18 protein-coding genes are annotated in these 25,629 nt (G+C 65.3%); 4 read left to right on the forward strand and 14 right to left on the reverse strand.

What is annotated here, in order from left to right; all coding sequences use genetic code 11:
• Positions 1-64: 64 nt before the first annotated feature.
• The 3 genes from gdhA to POF53_RS13780 form a co-directional block, all read right to left on the reverse strand.
• Complete coding sequence (gdhA, locus tag POF53_RS13770) at positions 65-1,405, reverse strand: NADP-specific glutamate dehydrogenase (RefSeq protein ID WP_203650517.1); 1,341 nt, start codon at positions 1,403-1,405, stop codon at positions 65-67.
• A 287-nt stretch (positions 1,406-1,692) separates the two neighbouring features.
• Positions 1,693-3,360, reverse strand: coding sequence for an energy-dependent translational throttle protein EttA (ettA, locus tag POF53_RS13775; RefSeq protein ID WP_186734197.1), 1,668 nt, complete (start codon positions 3,358-3,360; stop codon positions 1,693-1,695).
• Positions 3,361-3,587: 227 nt separating this feature from the next.
• Positions 3,588-3,983: a hypothetical protein gene (locus POF53_RS13780; protein WP_498968114.1), complete on the reverse strand. Its 396-nt coding sequence runs from the start codon at positions 3,981-3,983 to the stop codon at positions 3,588-3,590.
• A 250-nt stretch (positions 3,984-4,233) separates the two neighbouring features.
• Here POF53_RS13780 and POF53_RS13785 point away from each other — a divergent pair, with 250 nt between their 5' ends.
• A complete protein-coding gene (locus POF53_RS13785) occupies positions 4,234-8,064 on the forward strand; it encodes a sensor domain-containing protein (protein WP_232855731.1) in 3,831 nt (1,276 codons plus the stop codon).
• A gap of 308 nt (positions 8,065-8,372) precedes the next feature.
• The gene (gene glyA, locus POF53_RS13790; protein WP_028691350.1) at positions 8,373-9,626 is read left to right on the forward strand and encodes a serine hydroxymethyltransferase; all 1,254 of its coding nucleotides are present in this window, start codon (positions 8,373-8,375) and stop codon (positions 9,624-9,626) included.
• Positions 9,627-9,685: 59 nt separating this feature from the next.
• On the opposite strand, the gene POF53_RS13795 is transcribed toward glyA, so the two are convergent.
• From POF53_RS13795 to POF53_RS13815, 5 genes are all read right to left on the reverse strand, one after another.
• Positions 9,686-9,985, reverse strand: coding sequence for a helix-turn-helix domain-containing protein (locus POF53_RS13795; RefSeq protein WP_110739110.1), 300 nt, complete (start codon positions 9,983-9,985; stop codon positions 9,686-9,688).
• Positions 9,982-10,374 (reverse strand): type II toxin-antitoxin system RelE/ParE family toxin, encoded by a 393-nt coding sequence (locus POF53_RS13800; protein WP_232855733.1) that lies wholly within the window; start codon positions 10,372-10,374, stop codon positions 9,982-9,984. Before POF53_RS13800 ends, POF53_RS13795 begins: the two co-directional genes overlap by 4 nt.
• Before the next feature lie 76 nt (positions 10,375-10,450).
• Entirely contained in the window at positions 10,451-11,428 is a 978-nt protein-coding gene (gene yjiA / locus POF53_RS13805; RefSeq protein ID WP_232855734.1) for a GTPase, read from the reverse strand.
• Positions 11,429-11,610: 182 nt separating this feature from the next.
• Positions 11,611-11,808 (reverse strand): YbdD/YjiX family protein, encoded by a 198-nt coding sequence (locus tag POF53_RS13810; protein ID WP_050706909.1) that lies wholly within the window; start codon positions 11,806-11,808, stop codon positions 11,611-11,613.
• A 13-nt stretch (positions 11,809-11,821) separates the two neighbouring features.
• Positions 11,822-13,888, reverse strand: a complete 2,067-nt coding sequence (locus POF53_RS13815) for a carbon starvation CstA family protein (protein ID WP_050706910.1) — start codon at positions 13,886-13,888, stop codon at positions 11,822-11,824.
• 166 nt (positions 13,889-14,054) lie between these two features.
• Here POF53_RS13815 and POF53_RS13820 point away from each other — a divergent pair, with 166 nt between their 5' ends.
• Both POF53_RS13820 and POF53_RS13825 read left to right on the forward strand, forming a co-directional pair.
• The gene (locus POF53_RS13820) at positions 14,055-14,423 is read left to right on the forward strand and encodes a PilZ domain-containing protein (RefSeq protein WP_028691346.1); all 369 of its coding nucleotides are present in this window, start codon (positions 14,055-14,057) and stop codon (positions 14,421-14,423) included.
• Between the two features lie 261 nt (positions 14,424-14,684).
• Positions 14,685-16,202 (forward strand): nucleobase:cation symporter-2 family protein, encoded by a 1,518-nt coding sequence (locus POF53_RS13825; protein WP_050706911.1) that lies wholly within the window; start codon positions 14,685-14,687, stop codon positions 16,200-16,202.
• A gap of 209 nt (positions 16,203-16,411) precedes the next feature.
• Here POF53_RS13825 and POF53_RS13830 read toward each other — a convergent pair whose 3' ends face one another.
• From POF53_RS13830 to POF53_RS13855, 6 genes are all read right to left on the reverse strand, one after another.
• Positions 16,412-17,749, reverse strand: coding sequence for a TolC family outer membrane protein (locus POF53_RS13830; protein ID WP_475859684.1), 1,338 nt, complete (start codon positions 17,747-17,749; stop codon positions 16,412-16,414).
• A gap of 4 nt (positions 17,750-17,753) precedes the next feature.
• Positions 17,754-19,085: an HlyD family type I secretion periplasmic adaptor subunit gene (locus POF53_RS13835; protein ID WP_498968120.1), complete on the reverse strand. Its 1,332-nt coding sequence runs from the start codon at positions 19,083-19,085 to the stop codon at positions 17,754-17,756.
• A gap of 4 nt (positions 19,086-19,089) precedes the next feature.
• On the reverse strand, positions 19,090-20,856 hold the full coding sequence (locus POF53_RS13840; RefSeq protein ID WP_498968122.1) for a type I secretion system permease/ATPase: 1,767 nt from the start codon (positions 20,854-20,856) through the stop codon (positions 19,090-19,092).
• Positions 20,857-21,025: 169 nt separating this feature from the next.
• Positions 21,026-21,643 (reverse strand): heme acquisition protein HasA, encoded by a 618-nt coding sequence (locus tag POF53_RS13845; RefSeq protein WP_203650496.1) that lies wholly within the window; start codon positions 21,641-21,643, stop codon positions 21,026-21,028.
• Positions 21,644-21,725: 82 nt separating this feature from the next.
• A complete protein-coding gene (locus tag POF53_RS13850) occupies positions 21,726-24,482 on the reverse strand; it encodes a TonB-dependent receptor (RefSeq protein WP_498968125.1) in 2,757 nt (918 codons plus the stop codon).
• 117 nt (positions 24,483-24,599) lie between these two features.
• The gene (locus tag POF53_RS13855) at positions 24,600-25,589 is read right to left on the reverse strand and encodes a FecR family protein (protein ID WP_498968127.1); all 990 of its coding nucleotides are present in this window, start codon (positions 25,587-25,589) and stop codon (positions 24,600-24,602) included.
• Between the last annotated feature and the right edge of the window lie 40 nt (positions 25,590-25,629).

Consider the following 25,629-nt stretch of genomic DNA (forward strand, 5'->3'; position numbering starts at 1 on the left):
GCTGTTCCTGTAGGAGCGGCCTTGTGCCGCGAAAGGGCCGCAGAGCGGCCCCTGCGATCCGAGATCAGACCACGCCCTGGGCCAGCATGGCATCGGCGACTTTCACAAAGCCCGCGATGTTGGCGCCTTTCACATAGTTGATGCGGCCATCAGCCTCTTCCCCATAATGCACGCACGCATGGTGGATCGACTGCATGATGTGGTGCAGCTTGCTGTCCACCTCGCCTGCAGTCCACAGCAGGCGCATGGCGTTCTGCGACATCTCAAGGCCCGACACGGCCACGCCACCGGCGTTGGAAGCCTTGCCCGGCGCATAGAGGATGCCGGCCTCGATGAAGATATCCACAGCCTCCAGGGTAGTCGGCATGTTGGCGCCCTCGGCCACGCAGATGCAGCCGTTGCGCAGCAGGGTACGGGCGTCCTCGGCGTTCAGCTCGTTCTGGGTGGCGCACGGCAGGGCGATGTCGCACGGCAGGCTCCACGGCGTCTGCCCCTTGCGGAACTCCAGGCCGAACGGCCCGGCCAGCTCGCTGAGGCGGCCACGCTTGACGTTCTTCAGTTCCATCAGCGCATCCCATTGCGCGTCGCTCAGCCCGGCTTCACAGAACAGGGTGCCTTCGGAGTCGGACAGCGAGATGACCTTGCCGCCCAGGTCCATGACCTTGCGCGCGGCGTACTGGGCAACGTTGCCGGAGCCAGAGATCGCCACGCGGCGACCGTCGATGCGCTTGTCCTGGCGCTTGAGCATCTCTTCGGCGAAATACACGCAGCCGTAGCCGGTGGCCTCCGGACGGATCAGGCTGCCGCCGTAGGTCATGCCCTTGCCGGTCAGCACCGAGGTGAACTGGTTGGCCAGGCGCTTGTACTGACCGAACAGGAAGCCGATCTCGCGGGCGCCGACGCCGATGTCACCGGCCGGCACGTCAAGGTCGGCGCCGATGTGACGGTACAGCTCGCTCATGAATGCCTGGCAGAAGCGCATCACTTCGGCGTCGCTCTTGCCCTTCGGATCGAAGTCCGAACCGCCCTTGCCGCCGCCCATGGGCAGCGAGGTCAGCGAATTCTTGAACACCTGCTCGAAGGCCAGGAACTTGAGCACGCCCAGGTTCACCGACGGGTGGAAACGCAGGCCGCCCTTGTACGGGCCGATGGCGCTGCTCATCTGGATGCGGTAGCCGCGGTTGACCTGGACCTTGCCCTGATCATCGACCCACGACACACGAAACAGCACGGCGCGCTCGGGCTCGACCATGCGCTCGAGGATGCCCGCCTGCAGGTAGTGAGGATTGGCTTCGAGGAAAGGCCACAGGCTGCGCAGCACCTCCTCCACGGCCTGGTGGAACTCGGGCTGGGCCGGGTCGCGCTGTTGCAGGCGGGCCAGGAAATCGTCGACAGATTCGATCATGGTAGACATCTCACCAAGAGGGATTGTTTTTGGTTTTTTCCCGAATGTACCAAGAACCAATCGCACTGGAACAGGGCGAGATGTCGTTTTTATGAAATTATTTGGTGCAATTTCTATAAGTGTATACAGAATCAATGACTGAATCGTGAGAGCGGGCTTGCCCCGCGATTGCCTGAGCGCGAGCCATCGCGGGGCAAGCCTGCTCCCACGCAAACAAAACAAACAGCATATTCCAGGCACAAAAATGGGGCCCCGAAGGGCCCCATTCTTGTGCAACCGAAACCGCCTTACTGGGCCAGTTTCTTGTGACGCACACGGTGCGGCTGGGCAGCGGCGTCGCCCAGGCGCTTCTTGCGGTCGGCTTCGTACTCGGTGTAGTTGCCCTCGAAGAACACCACGCTCGAGTCGTCCTCGTACGCCAGGATGTGAGTGGCCACACGGTCCAGGAACCAACGGTCGTGGGAAATCACGATGGCGGCGCCCGGGAAGTCCAGCAGGGCTTCCTCCAGGGAACGCAGGGTTTCGACGTCGAGGTCGTTGGACGGTTCGTCGAGCAGCAGGACGTTGCCGCCCTCCTTCAGGGTCAGGGCCAGGTGCAGGCGGCCACGCTCACCACCGGAGAGGTCCTTGACGAACTTCTGCTGGTCGCCGCCCTTGAAGTTGAAGCGGCCGACGTAGGTGCGCGACGGGATCTCGTAGCTGCCGATGCGAATCTGGTCGGAACCGTCGGAGATCTGCTGGAACACGGTCTTGCTGCCGTCCAGGTCCTCGCGGCTCTGGTCGACGCAGGCCAGCTGCACGGTTTCGCCGATCTCGATGCTGCCAGAGTCCGGTTGCTCCTTGCCCATCAGCATGCGGAACAGGGTCGACTTACCGGCACCGTTGCCGCCGATCACGCCAACGATGGCGCCCTTGGGCATGGCGAACGACAGGTTGTCGATCAGCACGCGATCGCCGTAGCCCTTGGTGACGTTCTTGAACTCGATGACCTTGTCGCCCAGGCGCGGACCGGCCGGGATGTAGATCTCGTTGGTCTCGCTGCGCTTCTGGAATTCCTGCGACTGCATCTCTTCGAAGCGCTGCAGACGGGCCTTGGACTTGGACTGGCGGGCTTTCGCGCCTTTGCGCACCCACTCCAGTTCCTCTTTCATGGCCTTCTCGTGGGCGCTCTGCTGCTTGGATTCCTGGGCCAGACGATCCGACTTGGCCTCCAGCCAGCCCGAGTAGTTGCCTTCGTACGGGATGCCGGCGCCGCGGTCCAGTTCGAGGATCCAGCCGGCGACGTTGTCGAGGAAGTAACGGTCGTGGGTGATCGCCACCACGGTGCCGGGGAAGTCGTGGAGGAAACGCTCAAGCCAGGCCACCGAGTCGGCGTCCAGGTGGTTGGTCGGTTCGTCCAGCAGCAGCATGTCGGGAGCCGACAGCAGCAGGCGGCACAGGGCCACGCGGCGCTTCTCGCCACCGGACAGGTGCTCGATCCTGGCGTCCCAGGCCGGCAGGCGCAGGGCGTCGGCGGCGACGTCCAGCTGACGCTCCAGGTTGTGGCCGTCGGCGGCCTGCAGGATGGCCTCGAGCTTGGCCTGCTCGGCGGCCAGCTTGTCGAAGTCGGCATCCGGGTCGGCGTAGGCGGCGTAGACCTCGTCCAGGCGAGCCTGGGCGTCCTTGATCACGCTGACCGCTTCCTCGACCACTTCACGCACGGTCTTGGTCGGGTCCAGTTGCGGCTCCTGGGGCAGGTAGCCGACGTTGATGTCGGGCATCGGACGGGCTTCGCCGTCGAATTCCTTGTCGACGCCTGCCATGATCCGCAGCAGGGTCGATTTACCCGCGCCGTTCAGGCCCAGCACGCCGATCTTGGCGCCCGGGAAGAACGACAGGGAAATATTCTTGAGAATTTCCCGCTTCGGCGGCACGACCTTGCTCAGCCGATGCATGGTGTAGACGTATTGAGCCAAAACCAAGCCCTCTATCAGATAGGTAAAGACACGCGCCCCGGCATGGGCCAGGGGGATGTAGTTACGGGGTGTCGTTGAACAAAGTGGGCCATTCTACGCCAAGTCGCGGCGTTGCACAGATGGGGTAGATGGCGGGGCCGCTCGGCGGCTATCGCGGGTCAAGCCCGCTCCCACGCCACGGCATTGTTTCGTGGGAGCGGGCTTGACCCGCGATAGGGTGAGCAGGCTCAGACGTGAGCTTGCCTTACCTTGCCACGCGGCAGACGGCAACGGTCCGACTGTTCGGACAGACGCGCGGCCCAGGCGGCCTTGACGCTGAAGCCACCGCTGCGAGCAGGTTTTTCAGCAGCCTTGGCGGCGGCGGGCTTGCTCGCGACCTTGGCGGGCGCGGCAACAGGCTTGGCAGGCGCCGGGGCGACGGGCTCGACCGCAGGCTTGGCCTGTTTGCGCAGTTCGGCCAGCGACGGCGTCTTGTTGGCACTGACGGCAGCCGTGTCCGGCTTGGCCAGCGAACGCTGGCAGGTCTTGCAGGATACGTCCTCGGCCACGGCCGTGCTGACCAGGGTCTGACTGCTACGCCCACAGGCGGAATCGAGGCCGTTGGAGGAATAGTGGGTAACCAAAACCGTACATCTCCGTTGCGTTGACTATGAAGCGGGCGGCATTCTCGCACAGGTTGCAGGGGCTTGCCGAACCGACATGACCGGCTGCTGACCAGACCGCGGACACACGGACTGGCACTTTGCCATATTTGAAGGCATGCTAGTCGGCTTCTCGCCTGCGTCTTATAGTGCGCAGCGACCACGGCACGCGCCGTGCATGCTGCGAGAACCCAACCCCTGCCATCGCCAGCCCAATCGCAGGACCCAACGCTTGACCAATCTCACGCAACCGTCATCCCTGCGGCCTGCCGACACCTCGGCCGGCGCACACCTGCGTGGCTCGCTCAAGGGGGCGCTGGCCCTGCTCGCCCTGGTTTTGCTGGGCTTGCTGCTGTGGCAACTGTTCGCCCAATTCCGCCATACCCAGGCCGACCTGCGCCAGCACAGCCTGGCGACCAGCGCCGAACTGGCCGACCACCTGAGCCTGAACATGGCGCTCAAGGCCCAGCAATCGCTGAACCTGGTCCAGCCTTACGTCAAACCACCGGCGCCCGCCGCCCTGCCGAGCCTGCTCACTACCTTGCAGGCGCGCCTGCCGGCCCTGCGCGACCTGGCCTGGCTGGACGCCGCCGGGCAGGTGCGCAGCGACAGCCTCGACGGTACCCCGGACCGTCAGCTGATTGACGACCTCCTGCAACTGAATCAGGGCCGCGCCTTCTTCTATGGCAACGGCCCCGACAATAAACAGGTGTACCTGCTGCTGCGCCAGCCGACCGAACAGGACCGCGGCTACTGGCTGCTGCGCCTGAGCCCGGACTACTACTCAGAGCTGACCCGTCACCTGGACGGCCCCACCCACCCCCTGTGGCTGCTGGAAAACAGCCGCAGCGGCGAGGTCATCGAGCACCACGGCCACCGCCAGACCAGCGATGAACCGCTGCAGAGCGTGATGCTTGCGTTCATCGACAACAGCACCTGGCAACTGCGCGGCCTGTTCGACGCCGGCCTTGCCCGCGACAAACTGCTGCCGGCGCTGATCGGCAAGTGCGTGCTGGTGCTGTTCTGCGCCCTGCTGCCGGTGCTGGCGCTGATCAACATGCGCCGGCGCCAGCGCGCCCTGCAGGAAGATCGCCGACGCTACCAGGAAATCTTCGAGGGCACCGGCGTGGCCCTGTGCGTGCTCGACCTCTCCAGCCTGCCCGGCCAGCTCGACCGCTATCACCTGCGCAACCGCGCCGCGCTCAAGCAGAGCCTGGCGCTGGACACCAGGCTGCGACGCACACTGCTGGCGGAACTGAAGATCACCGAGATCAACCAGGTGGCGCGCCAGTTGCTCAACGTCGACTGCCACGAAGGCGCCTGGCAGCGCCTGATCGAAGGCAGCGGCGACAGCCGCGACAGTGTCGGCATGCAGTTGCTCGACGCGCTGATTGAAGAGCGCCAGCAGCTTGAGCTGGAAGTGCGCCTGCCCGCCCCGCTGGGCGGCGAGCTGCACCTGTGGCTGATGGCCCGCCTGCCCCAGCAGCGTCGCGACTACCAGGCGGTGATCCTGAGCATCAGCGACATCACCAGCCGCAAGCAGGTGGAGCTGTCGCTGCTGGAGCGCGAAGGCTTCTGGTCGGATGTGGTGCGCACCGTGCCCGACCAGCTCTACGTGCAGGACGTCAACAGCCAGCGGATGATCTTCAGCAACCGCCACCTCGGCCAGACCCTGGGCTACGACCGCGTGGAGCTGGCACAGATGGGCGACCGTTTCTGGGAGATGCTCCTGCACCCCGGCGACGCCGAGCACTACCGCGCCCTGCGCCAGCAGCAGCGCGATACCAGCTACGGCGAGTCGCTGCACTGCCAGCTGCGCTTCCGCCACCGTGACGGCGGCTGGCGCTGCTACGACATCCGCGAACAAGTGCTGACCCGCGACAGCGAGGGCCTGGTCACCCGCATCATCGGCGTGGGCAAGGATGTCACCGTGCAGATCGAGGCCAGCGAGTCCCTGCGCGACAGCGAACAGCGCTACCGCATGCTCGCCGAGAGCATCAGCGACGTGATCTTCTCCACCGACAGCCAGCTGCAGCTGAACTACGTCAGCCCCTCGGTGCAGGCGGTGCTGGGCTATCAGGCCGACTGGATCTTCGCCAACGGCTGGCAGTCGATCGTCGCCAACCCCGCCCAGCTCAGCGGCGTCTACAACCTGCTGGAGCGGGTCAGCAAGGTGCTGGGCGACAGTGAGCAACTGGCCCAGTTGCGCAGCACCCTGCCCACCCAGCTGTTCCTGTTCGACTGCCTGCGCGCCGATGGCCGCAAGATCCCCATCGAATTGCGCCTGGTGCTGGTGTGGGACGAACACGAGCGTTTCGAGGGCGTGCTTGGCGTGGGCCGCGATATCAGCCAGCAGCGCCGGGCCGAGAAAGACCTGCGCATGGCCGCGACAGTGTTCGAACACTCCACCTCGGCGATCCTCATCACCGACCCGGCCGGCTATATCGTCCAGGCCAACGAGGCCTTCAGCCGGGTCAGCGGCTATGCCGTGGCCGAGGTACTCGACCAGCTGCCCGGCATGCTCACCGTCGAACAGCAGCAGAGCGCCCAGCTGGGCTACGTGCTCAAGCAACTGAGCCAGCGCGGCACCTGGGAAGGCGAGGTCTGGCTCAAGCGCCGCAACGGTGAGCACTACCCGGCGTGGGTGGGCATCACCGCAGTGCTCGACGACGAGGGCGACCTGGCCAGCTACGTGTGCTTCTTCACCGATATCAGCGAGCGCAAGGCCAGTGAACAGCGCATCCATCGCCTGGCCTACTACGATGCCCTGACCCACCTGCCCAACCGCACACTGTTCCAGGACCGCCTGTACACCGCCCTGCAACAGGCCGAACGGCAGAAGGCCTGGGTGGTGCTGATGTTCCTCGACCTCGACCGATTCAAGCCGATCAACGACTCCCTCGGCCATGCCGCGGGCGACCGCATGCTCAAGGACATGGCCGAGCGCCTGCTGGCCTGCGTCGACGACGACGACACCGTGGCGCGCATGGGCGGCGACGAGTTCACCCTGCTGCTGCAGCCCAAGGCCAGCCGCGAGCAGGCGCTCAACCGGGCCATCCATGTCGCCGAGAACATCCTCGAGGGGCTGGTCACGCCGTTCGTCCTGGAAAACCGCGAGTTCTTCGTCACCGCCAGTATCGGCATCGCCCTGAGCCCGCAGGACGGCAGCGAGCTCAGCCAGCTGATGAAGAACGCCGACACGGCGATGTACCACGCCAAGGAACGCGGCAAGAACAACTTCCAGTTCTACCAGACGGACATGAACGCCAGCGCCCTTGAGCGCCTGGAGTTGGAAAGCGACCTGCGCCATGCCCTGGAGCAGAACGAGTTCATCCTCTACTACCAGCCGCAGTTCAGCGGCGACGGCAAGCGCCTGACCGGCGCCGAGGCGCTGCTGCGCTGGCGCCACCCAACCCGCGGCCTGGTGCCGCCGGGCGACTTCATCCCGGTGATCGAAGAGCTGGGCCTGGTGGTCGACGTCGGCGACTGGGTGCTGCGCGAGGCGTGCCGCCAGCTCAAGGCCTGGCACAAGGAGAAGGTGCGGGTGCCGAAGGTGTCGGTGAACATTTCCGCCCGGCAGTTCTCCGACGGCCAGCTGGGCACGCGCATCGCCACCATCCTCGAGGAAACCGGGCTGCCCCCGGCCTGCCTGGAGCTGGAGCTGACCGAGAGCATCCTGATGCGCGAGGTCAACGAGGCCATGCAGATCCTCGACAGCCTGAAGAACCTCGGCCTGAGCATCGCGGTCGATGACTTCGGCACCGGCTACTCGTCGCTCAACTACCTCAAGCAGTTCCCCATCGACGTGCTCAAGATCGACCGCACCTTCGTCGACGGCCTGCCCGAGGGCGAGCAGGACGCGCAGATCGCCCGGGCAATCATCGCCATGGCCCACAGCCTCAACCTGGCGGTGATCGCCGAGGGCGTGGAAACCCACGAGCAGCTGGAGTTCCTGCGTGAGCACGGCTGCGACGAGGTGCAGGGCTACCTGTTCGGCCGGCCGATGCCGGCCAACCAGTTCGAGGCGCAGTTCAGCAACGAGACGTTGTTCATGTTCCAGTAATCGCAAAACCACACGGCCCTGTAGGAGCGGCCTTGTGCCGCGAAAGGACCGCAAGGCGGTCCCCGCCAACCTTGCATCAACGCTGAAATCCTGGGGCTGCTACGCAGCCCTTTCGCGGCACAAGGCCGCTCCTACAAGGGCACGGCGCAGCGTCGGAAAAGCGGACCCAAAAGTCAACTCCAGCCCAGAAACGGCGCGGGTTGCAACATGAGGGCCATTGGTCCGCGACTTGATGCCACTTCATATGCCAGCGGCGAATCAATCGGTTAGAATGCACCCCCAATTCTGCCCGATCCTTGAGGACCGCCATGTTCAGCCGTGATTTGACCATTGCCAAGTACGACGCCGAGCTCTTCGAAGCCATGCAGCAAGAAGCCCTGCGCCAGGAAGAGCATATCGAGCTGATCGCTTCGGAAAACTACACCAGCCCGGCGGTCATGGAGGCCCAGGGTTCGGTTCTGACCAACAAGTACGCCGAAGGCTACCCAGGCAAGCGTTACTACGGTGGTTGCGAGTACGTCGACGTCGTCGAGCAACTGGCCATCGACCGCGCCAAGGAACTGTTCGGCGCCGACTACGCCAACGTCCAGCCGCACGCCGGTTCCCAGGCCAACGCCGCTGTCTACCTGGCCCTGCTGTCGGCCGGTGATACCATCCTCGGCATGAGCCTGGCCCACGGCGGTCACCTGACCCACGGCGCCAGCGTTTCCTCCTCGGGCAAGCTGTACAACGCCATCCAGTACGGCATCGACGCCAACGGCCTGATCAACTACGACGAAGTCGAAGCACTGGCCCTGGAGCACAAGCCGAAGATGATCGTCGCTGGCTTCTCCGCCTACTCGCAAGTCCTGGACTTCCCACGCTTCCGCGAAATCGCCGACAAGGTCGGTGCCTACCTGTTCGTCGACATGGCCCACGTGGCTGGCCTGGTTGCCGCTGGCGTGTACCCGAACCCGGTTCCGTTCGCCGACGTGGTCACCACCACCACCCACAAGACCCTGCGCGGTCCGCGTGGCGGCCTGATCCTGGCCCGTGCCAACGCCGACATCGAGAAGAAGCTGAATTCCGCGGTCTTCCCGGGCGCCCAGGGCGGCCCGCTGGAGCACGTCATCGCCGCCAAGGCGATCTGCTTCAAGGAAGCGCTGCAGCCTGAGTTCAAGGCCTACCAGCAGCAAGTGGTGAAGAACGCCCAGGCCATGGCCGAAGTGTTCATCGAGCGTGGTTTCGACGTCGTTTCCGGCGGCACCCAGAACCACCTGTTCCTGCTGTCGCTGATCAAGCAGGAAATCTCCGGTAAGGACGCCGACGCCGCCCTGGGCAAGGCCTTCATCACCGTCAACAAGAACTCGGTCCCGAACGACCCACGTTCGCCTTTCGTCACCTCGGGCCTGCGTTTCGGCACCCCAGCCGTCACCACCCGTGGCTTCAAGGAAGCCGAGTGCCGCGAACTGGCTGGCTGGATCTGCGACATCCTGGCCGACCTGAACAACGAAGCGGTGATCGACGCCGTGCGTGAGAAGGTCAAGGCCATCTGCAAGAAGCTGCCGGTGTACGGCAACTGATTGGCAGACGCCTGATGTGAAAAAGCCCGGCCATGTGCCGGGCTTTTTTGTGCTACTTCTCAGCGAGTTGTTGCGACATCCGGCACGAGACGTATTTCCACGCGCTGCCCCAACGCCCTCGCCGCACTGGCCAGCGTTGCCAGCGTCATGCCGGCATCCGTCTGATCAAGCGCTCGATCGACCGCCGTACGGCTGGTGTGCATGCGCTCGGCAAGCGCCTTCTTGCTGACCTTCTGCTGCTTCATCGCCTCAGTCAGCTGCCAGGCAATCACCCGTTTGAGCGCTGTGGCCGTGACCTCCTCCAGAATGCCTTCTTCGGCAAGAAAATCATCGAAATCCGAACCGATGTGCGGGTTCATATCGTTTGCCTCCGCAAGCTTGCCCTGCGCTGCCTGGCCAATGCGAGGTCGATCGAGGGCGTCTTTTGACTTTTCTTGATGAATCCATGGAGCAAGACCATCACCCCATCGGTGATCGTGAACATCACCCGTCCCACGCTATCCCCCAGGTCGATACGGATCTCCCAGAGTCCGCTTTCCATCTTCCGAACCAGAGGCATGCCAAGCGGCCAACCGAATTGAACAGACTTGATCTTGTTTCCGATCAACCTGTGCTGGTTGCGCGGCAACGCTTTCAACCACTCCCGCACTGGCTCATTACCGAGGTCACTGCGAAAGAAAAACACCCGAAGCTGTGGATGTGACTCGACCAAGTGTACCAAAAAAGGTACCTCTTTCAAGGGGGCCATAGCGTATGGCCAACGAATTGAACGAGGCAAAAAAATGCCGCCATTCGGCGGCATCAACCAGTCAGCTACGTCCCACTCATGCGTGATACAACGCCTCAAACCCTGCCCGAATATTCTCCTCCGGCAACTCATCGGCGATGAACACCATCACGCTTTCCCGCTTCTCGCCTTCCTTCCACTCGGCGTCCCAGTCGAACCCGTACAGCTTCAACACCCCCTGGAACACCAGGCGGCGGTCCTCGCCGGCAATGTTCAGTACCCCCTTGTAGCGCAGCAATTGCTTGCCGTGCTCTTCCAGCAGCTCGTTCATGAAGTCGCTGAGCCGATCGATGTCCAACGGCGTTTCAGTGCGCAGCACCAGCGTCGAGATACGGTCAGGCGTGGCCGGCTTGAGCACCGGGCGCAAGGTGGGCTTTGGGCTGATGCCCAGATCCGGGTTGAGGTTGAAGCCGCGCACATCGAGTAGCTCGGCCAGGTCGATGCGGCCGTGCTCGACCACACGGATCGCCGCCCGGCCATTGATGCGCGCCAGGCGCTCGCGCAGGGCTTCGACCACCTGCGGCTCGACCAGGTCGGTCTTGCTGAGCAGCAGGCGGTCAGCGAAGCCGACCTGGGCCTGGGCGATGGCCTGGGTCAGGTGCAGCTCGGCGTGGGCAGTGTCGACCAGGGTGATGATGCCGTCGAGGATATAGCGCTCGCGCAGCTCTTCATCGATGAAGAAGGTCTGCGCCACCGGTGCCGGGTCGGCAAGGCCGGTGCATTCGATGACCAGGCGATCGAAGGCGATTTCACCGGCATCCAGCCGTTCGAGCAGCAGGTACAGGGCCCGGGTCAGGTCGCCATGGATGCTGCAGCACACGCAGCCGTTGGCCAGGGTCATGACCTGCACCGGTTCATCGCCCAGCAGCTGGCTGTCGATGCCGGCCTCGCTGAATTCGTTCTCGATCACGGCGAGCTTCAGGCCATGCTCGGCCTTGAGCATGTGCTTGAGCAATGTGGTCTTGCCGGCGCCAAGGAAGCCGGTCAGCACGGTAACGGGAATCGGCGTTTGCACGCGGAAATCTCCTGTGCGGAAAAAAAAGAAAGGCCGCGATCCCTTGCAGGAGCGGCCTTGTGTCGCGACAGGGCCGCAAAGCGGCCCCAGATTTTCAGGTTCGCAGCAGATATTGCCGGGGCCGCTGCGCGGCCCTTTCGCGGCACAAGGCCGCTCCTACAAGGACCGCGCCGGCATCAGGTTCAACAGCACTTGGGCCCGGACTTGCCACCATAGCGCGCTTCCTGGCGCTCGCGGAAGAACGCCTCGTAGCTCATTACCGGCTTGTCCGGGTGCTTCTTCTGCATGTGCTCGACATAGTTGTCGTAGTCGGGCATGCCGACCATCAGGCGGGCGGCCTGCCCCAGGTACTTACCCAGTCGACCCAGGTCGTTGAACATCGCGGCGGTCCTCTCAAGCGTCAGGCAGGGCCTGGAACGGGGTTTCCTTGTCGCTGCGCTCCTTGCGACCCAGGGCGGCGAGGCCGACCTTGACGGCAAAGAACAGCACGCTGAATACCACCACCAGGAACAGCACGGTCAGGCCGGCGTTGGTGTAGGCGTTGAAGATCACGTGCTGCATCTGGCCGATGTCCTTGGCCGGGGCCAGCACCTGGCCGGCGTCCAGCGCGGTGCTGTACTTCTTGGCCAGGGCCAGGAAGCCGACCGCCGGGTTCGGGTCGAACAGCTTGATAAGACCCGCGGTGGTGGTGCAGATCAGCAGCCACACGGCCGGCAGCAGGGTGACCCAAACGTAGCGCTGGCGCTTCATCTTGATCAGCACCACGGTGCCCAGCATCAGGGCGATGCCGGCGAGCATCTGGTTGGAGATGCCGAACAGCGGCCACAGGGTGTTGATGCCACCCAGCGGATCGATCACGCCCTGGTACAGCAGGTAGCCCCACAGCGCCACGCAACCGGCGGTGCCGATCAGGTTGGCGGTCCACGACTCGGTGCGTTTCAGCGCCGGCACGAAGCTGCCCAGCAGGTCCTGCAACATGAAGCGTCCGGCACGGGTACCGGCGTCCACCGCGGTGAGGATGAACAGTGCTTCGAACAGAATGGCGAAGTGGTACCAGAACGCCATGGTGTTCTCACCCGGCAGCACCTGGTGGAGGATCTGCGCGATACCGACCGCCAGGGTTGGCGCACCGCCGGCACGGGCCAGGATGGTGTGCTCGCCGATGTCGCGGGCGGTGGCCTCGAGCTGCTCGGGGGTGATCATGAAGCCCCAGCTGCTCACGGTCTGCGCCACCGAGACGACGTCGGCACCGACCACTGCGGCCGGGCTGTTCATGGCGAAGTACACGCCCGGCTCGATCACCGAGGCGGCGACCATGGCCATGATGGCGACGAACGACTCCATGAGCATGCCGCCGTAGCCGATGTAGCGGGCGTTGGTTTCGTTGTCCAGCAGCTTGGGCGTGGTCCCCGAGGAGATCAGCGCGTGGAAGCCGGACACCGCGCCGCAGGCGATGGTGATGAACAGGAACGGGAACAGGGTGCCCTTCCACACCGGGCCCGTGCCGTCGGTGAACTGGGTCAGCGCCGGCATCTTCAGTTCGGGCGCGATGATCAGGATGCCGATGGCCAGGCCGACGATGGTGCCGATCTTGAGGAAGGTCGACAGGTAGTCACGCGGCGCCAGCACCAGCCACACCGGCAGCACGGCGGCGACGAAGCCGTAGCCGACCAGCATCCAGGTGATCTGCACGCCGGTGAAGGTGAACGCCGGGCCCCACACCGGATCCGCGGCGATCTGGCCCCCCAGCCAGATCGACAGCAGCAGCAGGACCACGCCGATGACCGAGATCTCGCCGATGCGGCCCGGGCGGATGTAGCGCATGTAGATGCCCATGAACATCGCGATCGGGATGGTCGCCATCACAGTGAACATGCCCCACGGGCTCTCGGCCAGGGCCTTGACCACGATCAGCGCCAGCACCGCGAGGATGATGATCATGATCAGGAAGCAGCCGAACAGGGCGATGGTGCCGGGGATGCGGCCCATTTCCTCGCGCACCATGTCGCCCAGCGAGCGGCCGTTGCGGCGGGTGGAGAGGAACAGGACCATGAAGTCCTGCACCGCGCCGGCCAGCACCACGCCGGCGATCAGCCACAGCGTGCCGGGCAGGTAGCCCATCTGCGCGGCGAGCACCGGGCCCACGAGCGGGCCGGCGCCGGCAATGGCGGCGAAGTGGTGGCCGAAGAGAATGTGCTTGTTGGTCGGGACGTAGTCCAGGCCATCGTTGTTGAGTACCGCGGGCGTGGCCCGGCGGGGGTCGAGCTGCATCACCTTGGTGGCGATGAACAGGCTGTAGTAACGGTAGGCGACCAGGTAGAGGGCCACTGCCGCGACCACGATCCACAAGGCATTGATCGCCTCACCGCGACGCAGGGCAACCACACCCAGCGCGCAGGCCCCTATGACTGCCAGCGCCAGCCACGGAATGTGGCGTAGCAGGCTATTATTGTTGTTCATGGTTTACTTCCAGCTGGTGGATTGGAAAGACCGCCCATCGAGTCTAGGGCCAGTCAAAGCGCATTGCCACACTTGCTTTGGTCTAGAGCCTCTGCGGCCAGATTGCGGTACCTGATACGGCAACATAACCCACTATAGTCAGGTTGAACCCCCGAGGGCTTTTCCCATGAGCGACCACGACGAACGCCGCCGCTTTCAACGCATCGCCTTCGATGCCCCCACTGAACTGCGCCAGGGCGAGCGGCGCTGGCCGGTGAAACTGCTCGACCTGTCGCTCAAGGGATTGCTGATCGAGCGCCCCGATCCCTGGAATGCCGACCTCACCCAGGACTTCGAAGCGATCATCCACCTCAACGACAAGAAGACCCAGGTGCTGATGCAGGTCGAACTGCGCCACGAGGAGCCGAGCCGTCTGGGTTTCATCTGCCTGCACATCGATATCGATTCGATGACCCATCTGCACCGTCTGGTGGAGCTGAACGTGGGTGACAGCACCGAAATGATGCGCGAGCTGCGCGAACTCATCGAAGATTGATATCTCTTAGCCTGCTATCTATCTGGCTGTGACGGCTTTCCTGTCCAGCCAGACAGCTTTCCTACACCCGCCAGCCTGTTTGTACACACCCCTCTGGAACAGCCTCCTGCATGTTGGAACGCAACCTGCATCCAGGTTTCACGCACCCTGGACGCACCCGTTCCGTCGCTACGATCAAAACTTTGTATACAATTTTTGTGGCAATTTTTTGTGGTAGTTGTCTACAGTAGCGACACAACAATAAACAGAGAGCCTGCTCCAATGACCACGTCCCCCAGCACGTCTCCCGCCCCGCGCCCCGAGGACGAAAATCTCGGCCTTGGCGCCAACCTGGCCTACGGGCTGCAGCATGTCCTGACCATGTATGGAGGGATCGTCGCCGTACCCCTGATCCTCGGCCAGGCCGCCGGCCTGGCCCCGGCGGAAATCGGCCTGCTGATCGCCGCCTCGCTGTTCGCGGGAGGCCTGGCCACCCTGCTGCAGACCCTCGGCCTGCCGTTCTTCGGTTGCCAGCTGCCACTGGTGCAGGGCGTATCGTTCGCCGGCGTGGCGACCATGGGCGCGATCCTCGGCAGTCAGAGCGGTGGCGGCTTGCCTTCGGTGCTGGGCGCGGTGATGGCGGCTTCGCTCATCGGATTCCTGATCACCCCGGTGTTCTCGCGCATCACCAAGTTCTTCCCGCCGCTGGTCACCGGCATCGTCATCACCACCATCGGCCTGACCCTGATGCCCGTGGCCGCACGCTGGGTGATGGGCGGCAACAGCGCCTCGCCGGAGTTCGGCAGCGTGGCCAACATCGGTCTGGCCGGGCTGACCTTCGCCATCGTCCTGCTGCTGAGCAAGCTGGGCAGCGCGAGCATCTCGCGCCTGTCGATCCTCCTGGCCATGGTCGCCGGCACCCTGATTGCCTGGGCGCTGGGCATGACCGACTTCAGCAAGGTCACCGAAGGCCCGATCTTCGCCTTCCCCACGCCGTTCCACTTCGGCATGCCGACCTTCCATATCGCCGCGATCCTGTCGATGTGCATCGTGATCATGGTGACCCTGGTGGAAACCTCGGCGGACATCCTCGCAGTCGGTGAGATCATCGACACCAAGGTCGACTCCAAGCGCCTGGGCAATGGCCTGCGCGCCGACATGGCGTCGAGCATCCTGGCGCCGATCTTCGGCTCGTTCACCCAGAGCGCCTTCGCCCAGAACGTCGGCCTGGTGGCCGTGACCGGGGTCAAGAGCCGCTACGTGGTGGCCACCGGCGGGGTGATCCTGGTGGTGCTGGGCTTGCTGCCGATCATGGGCCGGGTCATCGCCGCGGTACCAACCCCGGTCCTCGGCGGCGCGGGCATCGTGCTGTTCGGCACCGTGGCGGCCAGCGGCATCCGTACCCTGTCCAAGGTCAACTACAAGAACAACGTCAACCTGATCATCGTCGCCGCCTCGCTGGGCTTCGGCATGATCCCGATCGCGGCGCCGACCTTCTACCACAACTTCCCGAGCTGGTTCGAAACCATCTTCCACTCCGGCATCAGCTCGGCGGCGATCATGGCCATCCTGCTGAACCTGATCTTCAACCACTTCACCACCGGCAACTCGGAAAACCAGTCGGTGTTCGCCGCGGCCTACGAGCGCACCATCCAGTACTCGGACATCTCGGCCCTGCGCGATGGCGATTACTTCAAGGATGGCAAGCTGTTCGACGCCGACGGTAACGAGGTTCCGGTGCTGGAACTCGACGAGCACGGCAACGAGGCGCCCAGGCGCAAGGCAGTTGCCGAACACTGATCGCTGACCAGGACGGTCATCGAGGGGGAGCCGACGCGCATCGTCGGCTCTTTTTTTCGTCTCGAGCATGTGCGCAAGCAGGCACTGTGGGATGCGGGCACTGTGGGAGCGGGCTTGCCCCGCGATCCGGTCTGTCGGTACAACATCACTTCATGACAGGACGCCATCGCGGGGCAAGCCCGCTCCCACGTTCGATCCGCTGAGTCGCTCTAGCCGTGCGCCACGAAGTACCGGTTCAACACATTCAGATCCCCCGCCTCCAGCACCCCCGCCAGATAGCGCAACTGCAACCACGCCCGCAGGTACTCATGCCGTGCCTGCGCCAGGTCGCGCCTGGCACCGAACAGCTGCTGCTCGGCGTCCAGCACATCCAGGTTGACCCTCTCCCCTCCCCGCACACTCTTGCGCGTGGCCTGCACCAGGGCCGAGGCGGCCTTCACCGCCAGGTCGTAGGCACGGATCTTCGCCGTGCCGCTGGCGCACAGGTTGAACTGCCGGCGCAGCTGGTTGAGCGTGTCGCGCAGCTGCGCATCCAGCTCGAAACCCGCGGCATCGCGCTGGGCCCGGGCCTGACGCACCGACGCCTGCACACCGCCTCCGGCAAACAGCGGCACGCTCAACTGCACGCCAATGCTGTCGGTGTCGTAACGCTGGTTGTAGCTGCTCTCGGAGCTGGAACTGGAAATGCCCTTGCTGGCATAGGCACTCAACGAAGGCAGGTGCCCGGCCCGCTGCCGCTCGATGTTCTGCTCGGCGACCTCGAGCCCGTGGCGCTGGCTGGCCAGTTCGGCGTTGTGGGCGACGGCCAGGTCGCGCCAGGGTTCGAAACGTGTGGGGGTGAGCGGCTGGACGCGAAAATCGCCGGCCATCGGCGCCAGGTCCTCGACTGCCACCGGCTCGCCGATGATCGCCTGCAAGACGCGCAACGCCGCATCGAGATTGTCGCCGGCCTCGATCTCCTGGGCCTGGGCCAGCTCGTAGCGGGCGCGGGTTTCCAGCACATCGGTACGGGTGCCCTCGCCGCCCTTGAGCAGGCGCTCATTGAGGGTCAACTGCTCGGCGTAGGTGCGTCGCTGGGCCTGGGCCAGGGCGATCTGTTCGTTGGCGAACAACGCTTCGCTGTAGGCGCCGAACAAACGCACCATCAGCTCCTGGCCACGGCCGCGATAGCGCTCGTCGGCCAGGGCGGCCTGGGCCACGCCACGGCGGTAGTCGCTCCAGGCACCATAGTCGAACAGCGGCTGCTCGAGGGTCAGGGTCGAACTGTAGCTGCGGTAGTCGCGCTGGGTGGTCACGTCGCCGAACTGGCTGCGCTGGGTCACCTCGGAATCGTTGCGGGCGCGGTTGTAGCGGTACGACAGCCTGGGCAGCAGGCCGGCACGACCGATCGCCAGGTTCTCGAGCCCCGCCTCGCGCTCGGCGATGGAGCCCTGCCAGGTGGGATCGTTGCGCAGGGCCAGGGCATAGGCGTCGCCCAGGTCCAGGGCCTGCGCCGACAGACTCGTAAACAACAGCAGCGGGCAGGCGGCACGCAAAAACACTGACATCCTTTTATTCCTCGGCCAGGGCGACATGCACCCGGTCGGCCAGTGGCTTGAACAGGTAGTTGAGCATCGAGCGTTCGCCGGTCCGCACGAAGGCCTCCACCGGCATGCCCGGACGGATATCCAGGCCGGCCAGTTGGCCGAGGCCCAGCTCGCTGACCTTGATGCGCACCTGGTAGTAGGGCTGCTGGGTCTTTTCGTCGAGCAGGCGGTCGGCCGAGACCAACGTCACCTCGCCATCCACTCGCGGCGTGGTGCTCTGGTTGAAGGCGACGAACATCAATTCCACCGGCAGCCCTGGGCGCAGGCGGTCGACCATGTCCACCGAGGCACGGGCGTCGACCAGCAACGGCGCATCGCGCGGCACGATCTCCATCAGTTGCTGGCCCCTGGCGATGACCCCGCCGTTGGTGAACACGCTGAGGCCGACCACCGTGCCGGCCACGGGCGCCCGCACCTGGGTATGGGCCAGCTCGAATTCGGCGCTGCGCAGGCGGTTGTCCAGGTCCTCGGCGCTGGCCTGCAGCTCGGCGAGCTGCTGGCGCACCTCGTTCTGATACTCCTGCTGGCGCTGGCCGATGCGCAGCTTGAGTTCCAGCACCTGGCGCCGGGTGCGACCGATACTGCCGAAGTCCTCGGCGATCGAGCCGTTGACCTGGGCCAGCAGCCGCTCGCTGTCGAGCAGGCGATTGCGGGCGATGTAGCCATCCCGAGCCAGTTCGCGCAGGCCGCGCAGTTGCTCGTCCAGCGCGTCACGCTGGGCCTGTTTGCTGGTCAGCGAGCCTTGCAGGCCCTGCAGCGAGGCTTCGGCGCCAGCGATGCTCTCGCGCAGGCCGCCGAGTTCCATCTCCAGCGCCTGGGCGCGGCTGCTGCGCAGTTGCCGCTGGCTCTCCAGCACCGTGGCCACCCAGGCGCTGCCGGCCTGGTCACGCAGCCCCTGCGGGAACTCGATCGAAGCCCTGCCATCGCGCTCGGCCAGCAGGCGCGCTTCGGCGGCGCGGGCGTTGACATACTGCACCCGTAGAGAGCCGACCTGGGCCTGAGCCAGGGTCGGGTCCATGCGCAGCACGACCTGGCCGGCGCTCACCGTGTCGCCGTCACGCACCAGCAACTGCTCGATCACCCCGCCCGTGGGGTGCTGCACGGCCTGTCGGCTACCGGCGACCATCACGCTGCCGCTGACCGGCACACCCTTGTCCAGCGGCGCCAACGCGGCCCACAGGAGGAAGCCACCAAAACCTGCCAGCACCAGCCAGCGGCCGACCCGGCCCGGGCGGTGTTCGTCGAGGCTGAGCAGGCTCGCCTCGGTCTTTTGCGTGGAGAGGGCGTGTACGCTCATGAAGTCAGGCTCTTGGCTGGCCGAAGGTGACGCTCAGGCCGATGGGATTGCGTGTGGTGGGTGGCGCGACGGGTGAGGGAGCCGGCCGGGCGGACCGTTGTGCGTCCTGCAGCACCCGGGCGGTGGGGCCGAAGGCCTGCAACTGGCCGCCCTTGAGCATCAGCAAGTTGTCCAGGCCGGCCAGCAGCGAGGACTTGTGGGTAATCAGGATCAACGTGCGCTTGTGCTCGCGCAGCCTGGCAATGGCCTCGACCAGCGCCTGCTCCCCGGCTTCATCGAGATTGGAATTGGGCTCGTCGAGCACGATCAGCGCCGGCAGCCCATACAGCGCCCGCGCCAGGCCGATGCGCTGGCGCTGGCCGCCGGACAGGCCCAGCCCGCCCTCGCCCAGCAGCGTGTCATAGCCGCCCGGCAGCTTGAGGATCATGTCGTGCACCCCCGCCAGCTGCGCCGCGGCCACCACCTGCTGGGCATCCACCGCGCCAAGCCGGGCGATGTTGTCGGCGATGCTGCCGGCGAACAGCTGCACGTCCTGGGGCAGGTAGCCGATATGCTGACCCAGTGCGCCACGGTCCCAGACCCTCAGGTCCGCGCCATCCAGGCGGACCTTGCCGCTCGCCGGGGCAACGGCGCCGACCAGCAGCCGCGCCAGGGTCGACTTGCCCGAGCCGGACGGGCCGATGATCCCCAGTGACTCGCCCGCCGGCAGCTCGAAGCCCAGGTTGTTCAGGCACAGACGGCTGCTGCCCGGCTGCGTCGCCGCCACCTGCTCAAGCGTCAGCTTGCCGAGCGGTGCCGGCAGCGGCATGCCCGCCGGACGCGGCGGCTGGGCCAGCAGCAGCTCGCTCAGGCGCTGATAGGCCAGGCGCGCACCACTCCATTGGCGCCAGGCGCCGATCAACTGGTCGATCGGTGCCAGCACCCGGGCCATGAGGATGGAGCCGGCGATCATCATCCCCGGCGTGATCAGTTGCTCGATGGCCAGCCAGGCGCCCAGGCCGAGCACCAGCGACTGCAGCGCCAGGCGCACGGTCTTGGTCAGCGCGGTGACCGCCGCGGTACGCTCGCTGCCCAGGTTCTGCCGAGCCAGGAAGCCATGGTGCAGGCGCGCCCAGCGCTGACGCACCGGCGCCAGCATGCCCATGGCCTCGATCACCTCGGCGTTGCGCAGGTTGGCGCTGGCTTCCAGGCCGGCCTGCTGCGACAGCTGCCCGGCCTCGGCGAACGGCGCCTGGGTCAGGCGCTCGTTGACCCAGGCCAGCAGCGTCAGCAGCACCGCTCCCAGCAGCGCCATCAGGCCGAGCCATGGGCTGAACATGAACATCACCAGCAGGTACACCGGGAACCACGGCGCGTCGAAGAACGCGAACAGGGCCTGACCGGTGGCGAACTGGCGCAGCGCGGTCAGGTCGGCGAGCATCTGCCCTGCGGCACCCTTGTGCCCGGCCAGGCTGGCCTCGTAGGCGGCCTCGAACACCCGTGGGTTGAGGTCCATGTCCATGCGCGTGCCCAGGCGGATCACCACCTGGCTGCGCAGCCACTCCAGCAGGCCCATGAAGGCGAACACCCCGAGCACCATGAGGCTGAGCATCAGCAGGGTCATCTCGTTGCGCGACGACAGGACCCGGTCGTAGACCTGCAGCATGTACAGCGCCGGGGCCAGCATCAGCACGTTGATCACCGCAGTGAACAGCGCAACGTTGCCAAGCCCGGCACGGCAGGCCCTGAGCGCCCGCAGCACTTCGTTGGCCGCGGCGGGAGCGGTTCGCATTTGTTGGAAACCTCGTAGAAGGCGCCGACCGGTGATTGCATTCGCCCTGTCGTCGCCACAGAATTCGCACCGCCGCAGCCTGGGCCCGGCAAAGACACGGGCTGCGGGGTAAGTGCATCAGATCAGCGAATGGCAGGGTGACCTTCCATTCGCTTTTTCATGCCTGCGCTCAGGCCGCCAGGGCCAGGTCCTCGGGCAGCGCCTGCACGCCGACCGCTTCGGCAGCAGCGGCGTGAGCCGGGCCGGCGGCCAGGGCCGCACCGATCTCGGCGAAGGTGCTGTTGGTGGAGACGCCATAACCGGCCAGCAGGTTGTCCAGCACGCCTTCCAGGGCCGAGGTGTTGCCCTGCATCAGGCCGTAGATCACGCCCTGCACTTCGTTGCCGGCACGCCCGGCACCCTGCGCGGCATCCAGGTCCAGGCCGTTGAAGCTGACCACGTAGTTGCCCAGGCTGAAGTCGCTGCCGCTGCCGCCACCGAGCACTTCACCCAGGGAGACGTTGTCCAGCGAGCCCCACAGGTAGTGGTTGAGGTTGTCGCCCGGGGCCTTGGACGGGTCGAACACATAGTGCAGACCGTTGGCGCTGTCGCTGTCGGCAATGAAGGCGTAGTCCGAGTTGTTGCGACCGTGGGTGGCGTACTGGTCGCCATCGAAGGTGCCGTTGCTGAAGCCGCCGGTGTTGCTGTAGCCATGGCCGGCGGTGACGAAGCCGGCACTCCAGAAGGCCAGGTAGTCGTCGACGGTCGAGCTGGCGAAGGCGGCGTCATAGTTAACGGAGATGGTCATAACGGTTCCTCGTTGTTGCACAGTGATGACGAAGGCGCGTTCCGTGCCTTCGCGTCGCCCGGAATGGGCAAACCCGGTTGGTTCAGAAGCGGTACTCGAGCATGCCGCTCAAGGTGCGGCCGCGGGCCAGCGACAGGTTGTTGCCGTCGCCCATGGCCACGAAGTAGGCCTCGTCGGTGGCGTTCTCCAGCGACAGGGCCAGGTTCAGGCTGGGGGTCATCCAGTAGCTGGCGTAGAGGTCGTAGACCGTGTACTGCGGCCACTGGGCCTGATCGATCTGGTTGTAGGTATGGCTCTTGAGGTTCTCGCCGTTGCCTTCGCTGTAACGCACGCGCATGCCCACATCCAGGGTGCGCTCGAGCAGGCGCATGCCCAGGGTCAGGGCGCCACGGTCGGCGGGCATGTACGAGGCGTTGCCCATGATGTCGCCGCAACTGACGATAGCGTTGGTGTCTGCGGCGCCCTCGGCGCGTGATACGCGCACCGGCAGCATGATGATGCGGCTGCCCACCCGCACCGGGCGCATGACGGTACCGGCGCTGACCAGACGCTGTGCGCCACCCATGTAGAACTGGTTGGAACAGAACTCGTTGCTGCCGATCATGTGGGTGTAGCTGAGCTGGCCGTAGTAGGCACCGGCATCGTAGTCCAGGCTGTATTCCACGCCGCGAAAGCGTGTGGTCTCCAGGTTGTTCTGGTAGGCCGAACGGCCCAGGGCGATGCCTGCCACGCTACTGCCGGGCAGCGAGACATTGGTGTCGAGGAACGAGAAGTTGTCGATGCGCGTATCGAAGTAGGCGACCTTGGCGCCGAAGCGGTCGCCGTCGCGCAGCAGCGACTCCTTGAAGATGTTCAGCCCCAGCTCCCAGTTGTGCGACTCCTCGGCCTTGAGGAACGGGTTGGGGTAGACCATCTCGGCACTGCCGCCGGCATGCGGGCGGCCGCTCATGAACACTTCGGTCACCGCTGGCGGGCGCCAGCCACGGCCCCAGCGGGTATAGACCTGCAACCAGTCCGGCCCGGGCTTGAGCGCGATGCCGAAGGTCGGCGAGAAGCGTCCCTCCTCGGTGTCCTCGTCGAAGATCATGTGGGTCTGCTGGCGGGTAAGGCCGACCTCGGTGACGCCTTCGGGGTACATCCAGGTGGTGACACCGGTCTTGCCGCTCAGGCGATAACGGTCGTAGCGCAGCCCGGCATCCAGGGTGAGCCAGTCGTCATGCTCGTAGGTGAGCTTGCCGAACAGGCTGGCCATCACTCGCTTGCCCTTGGGGTTGGCGCCCTGCACGTAGGGTAGCGATTCCACCTCGTTGACTGCGGCGATGCGCTCGGTGCTGGGGCGGAAGCTGTCCTGGAACAACTCGGTGCCGTAGTTGAAGCTCAGGGTGTCGGCCTGTCCCAGGTGCCAGCGCGAGGTGTTCTGCAGCTGCAGGCCCCAGGTGTCGGTCTGGAAGCGGTCGGTGTAGGCCTCGACGCGGTTGCCGGTGGCGGCGCTGGACAGGTTGTCGGCGTTCCAGCGGTCCTGGCGGGTGGTCACGTAGTACAGCTTGGCCTTGAAGTCGATCAGGTCGTTGTCCGGGGTGAAGCTGTAGTCCAGCGCGGCATTCTTCGCATTGATGTCGTTGGTGCCGGTGACCCGGTAGTAATAGCGGTTGGCGTTGCTGTCGTTGTAGGTCCAGGCGTCCTTGCTGTCGGTGTCGGTCTCGATGTAGCTGAACTGCAGGCGCTGGTCGTCGGCGAAGTTGAGGCCGAACTTGAACAGCTGGGAGCGGGTCACGCTGTCCATCGCCCCCACTTCGCCATGCAGCCAGCTCTTCCAGGCCTCGCGATTCTCCAGCTTGCCGCGGATCTGCGTGCCCAGGTTGTCGGCGTTCTGCGTACCGCTGCGGTAGTTGCCGAAATGCCGCTCGCTGTGGCCAAGCAGGATATCGCCGGCTTCATTGCCGACGGCGAACAGCGCACTGCCATTGAAGTAGGTGCCGTTGCCCAACTCGCCGATACCGTGGCCGGCGCGCAGACGACCACCGATTTCCTTGCCCTGGCCGAGCAGGTCGCGGGCATCGACGGTGTTGAAGCTGGCGATGCCGCCGATCACTCCTGCACCGCCCATGCCGGCCGAGGTGCCCTTGTCGATCTCGACGCCCTGGATGAACTCGGGGTCGATGAACATCACGCCGTTGCGCTGCTGGTGGCCGTTGACGTTGAAATTCTGGCGCATGCCGTCGATGTTCATGTTGACCCGGCCATAGTCCTGCACGCCGCGGATGTTCACCGACAGTCCTGGGTCACGCTGGTTGACCGCGGTGTACACGCCCGCGGTCTGTTCGAGCAGGTCGGCGGCATGACGAGGGGCGCGCTGCTCGATCTGCTCGCGGGTAATCACACTGACCGATCGCGGGGTCTGGTACACCCAATCGCCATCGCGCTGAGAGTCGACATGGGTCGCGCCCAGCTCCAGGACCTCGCCGTCCTGGGCGACACGCTCCAGGCCGACCTGTCCGGCGGCGCTGAAGTGGTAGCGTACCGGCGTGCCGCGCAGCAGTTGGCGCAGGCCCTCTTCAGCCGGGTAGCTGCCGCGCAGCCCCTCGCTGCGCAGGCCGGCCAGCTTGCGGCTGTCGAAGAACACCTGCACAGCGGACTGCTCGGCGTAGGCCAGTACCGCGCTGTCGAGCGACTGGGCCGGAATATCGAAGCGCACCAGGTTGCGGTTGGCGGTGCTTGGCGAATCGGCGGCGTGTGCCATGCCGATCCCCATCGGCAAAGCACAGCTGCCCAGGACCAGGCTGCCGGCCAGGGCGAGGCGGCCCAGAGGGCGCAAGGGTTGTTGTCGTGGCGTGCTCACTGCGGTTGCTCGTCCGTTGTTGGCGTTTTCTAGTAATGAAAATCAATCTCAAAAATCAGACGAGCAACGCAGGAAAAGTCAGTAACTAAAATAGAAAGTTTTTTGCCGAAGCCGCGTTCAGTAGAGCACGGCCAGGCCTGGAAGCTCGATCAGCCGGGCCTTGAGCTCGTCACCGAGCACCACCGGGGCGGTGCCTAGCTGGTCGAGGCGGAATACGCCGCTGACCTCACGCCGGGCCAGTGCGTCACTGGCGACTACCAGCTGGCCAGCACGGTAGCGATTGAGCCGGGCGACCACCTCGGCGAGCGGCTGGCGTTCGAACACCAGCACGCCGCGCTGCCAGTCCGTGGCCCGCCGCAGATCGTGACCCGGCCAGGGTCGTATCCCTTTGCGCTGGTCATAGCGCAAGCTATCGCCCTGCTCCAGTAACTGGCTGGCCGGGCCCTGCAACGGCGGCGCCTGCAGCTCGACGGCGACGCTGTGCTCCAACATGCCGACCCAGCCCCCCTCACCCTGCGCGCCAACCACGAAGCGTGTACCGAGGGCGCGACTGGTAGCCCCGGCGTATTCGACCACGAACGGGCGTGCGTCCTGGGCCGTGACCGGTGCGGCGGTGAAGATGGCTTCACCAGACAGCAGGCGTACGCGGCGTTCCCGATCATCGAAGGCAAGCTGGACGGCGCTACGGCTGTCCAGTTCGACCTGGCTGCCATCGGGCAGGGTCACCCGGCGCACCTCGCCGATACCCGTGAGGTAGTCCGCACGCCAGCCTAGCCATGCCTGCGGCCCTTGCTGCACAGTGAGCACGGCCAGCAACAGCGCCGCCGCGCTGGCGACAGCCCGGCGCAACCGAGGTCGCCGTCGCCGTACCGGGCTGCCCTGAAGGGGAGTCGTGGGGCGAACGGCCGAGACGGCGGGCAAGCTTGCCAATTGCCCAAGGTCAGCCCAGGTGGCCTGGGCGAAACCATAGGCCTGGGCGTGCCGGGGATCGCTGGCGCACCACTGGTCCAAGGCGTGCTGCTGCGCCGGGCCCAGGGGACCGGCCTGCTGCAGCACCACCCACTCGGCGGCCTGCTCGCGGATGGCTTGCTCGTTCTGGCTGCTCACACGGTTCTCTCGTGATCTGGTTATGTCTGGGCTGACGTCT

It is taken from the genome of Mitsuaria sp. RG (assembly GCF_028369275.1).
In the GTDB taxonomy this organism is placed as follows: domain Bacteria; phylum Pseudomonadota; class Gammaproteobacteria; order Pseudomonadales; family Pseudomonadaceae; genus Aquipseudomonas; species Aquipseudomonas peradeniyensis.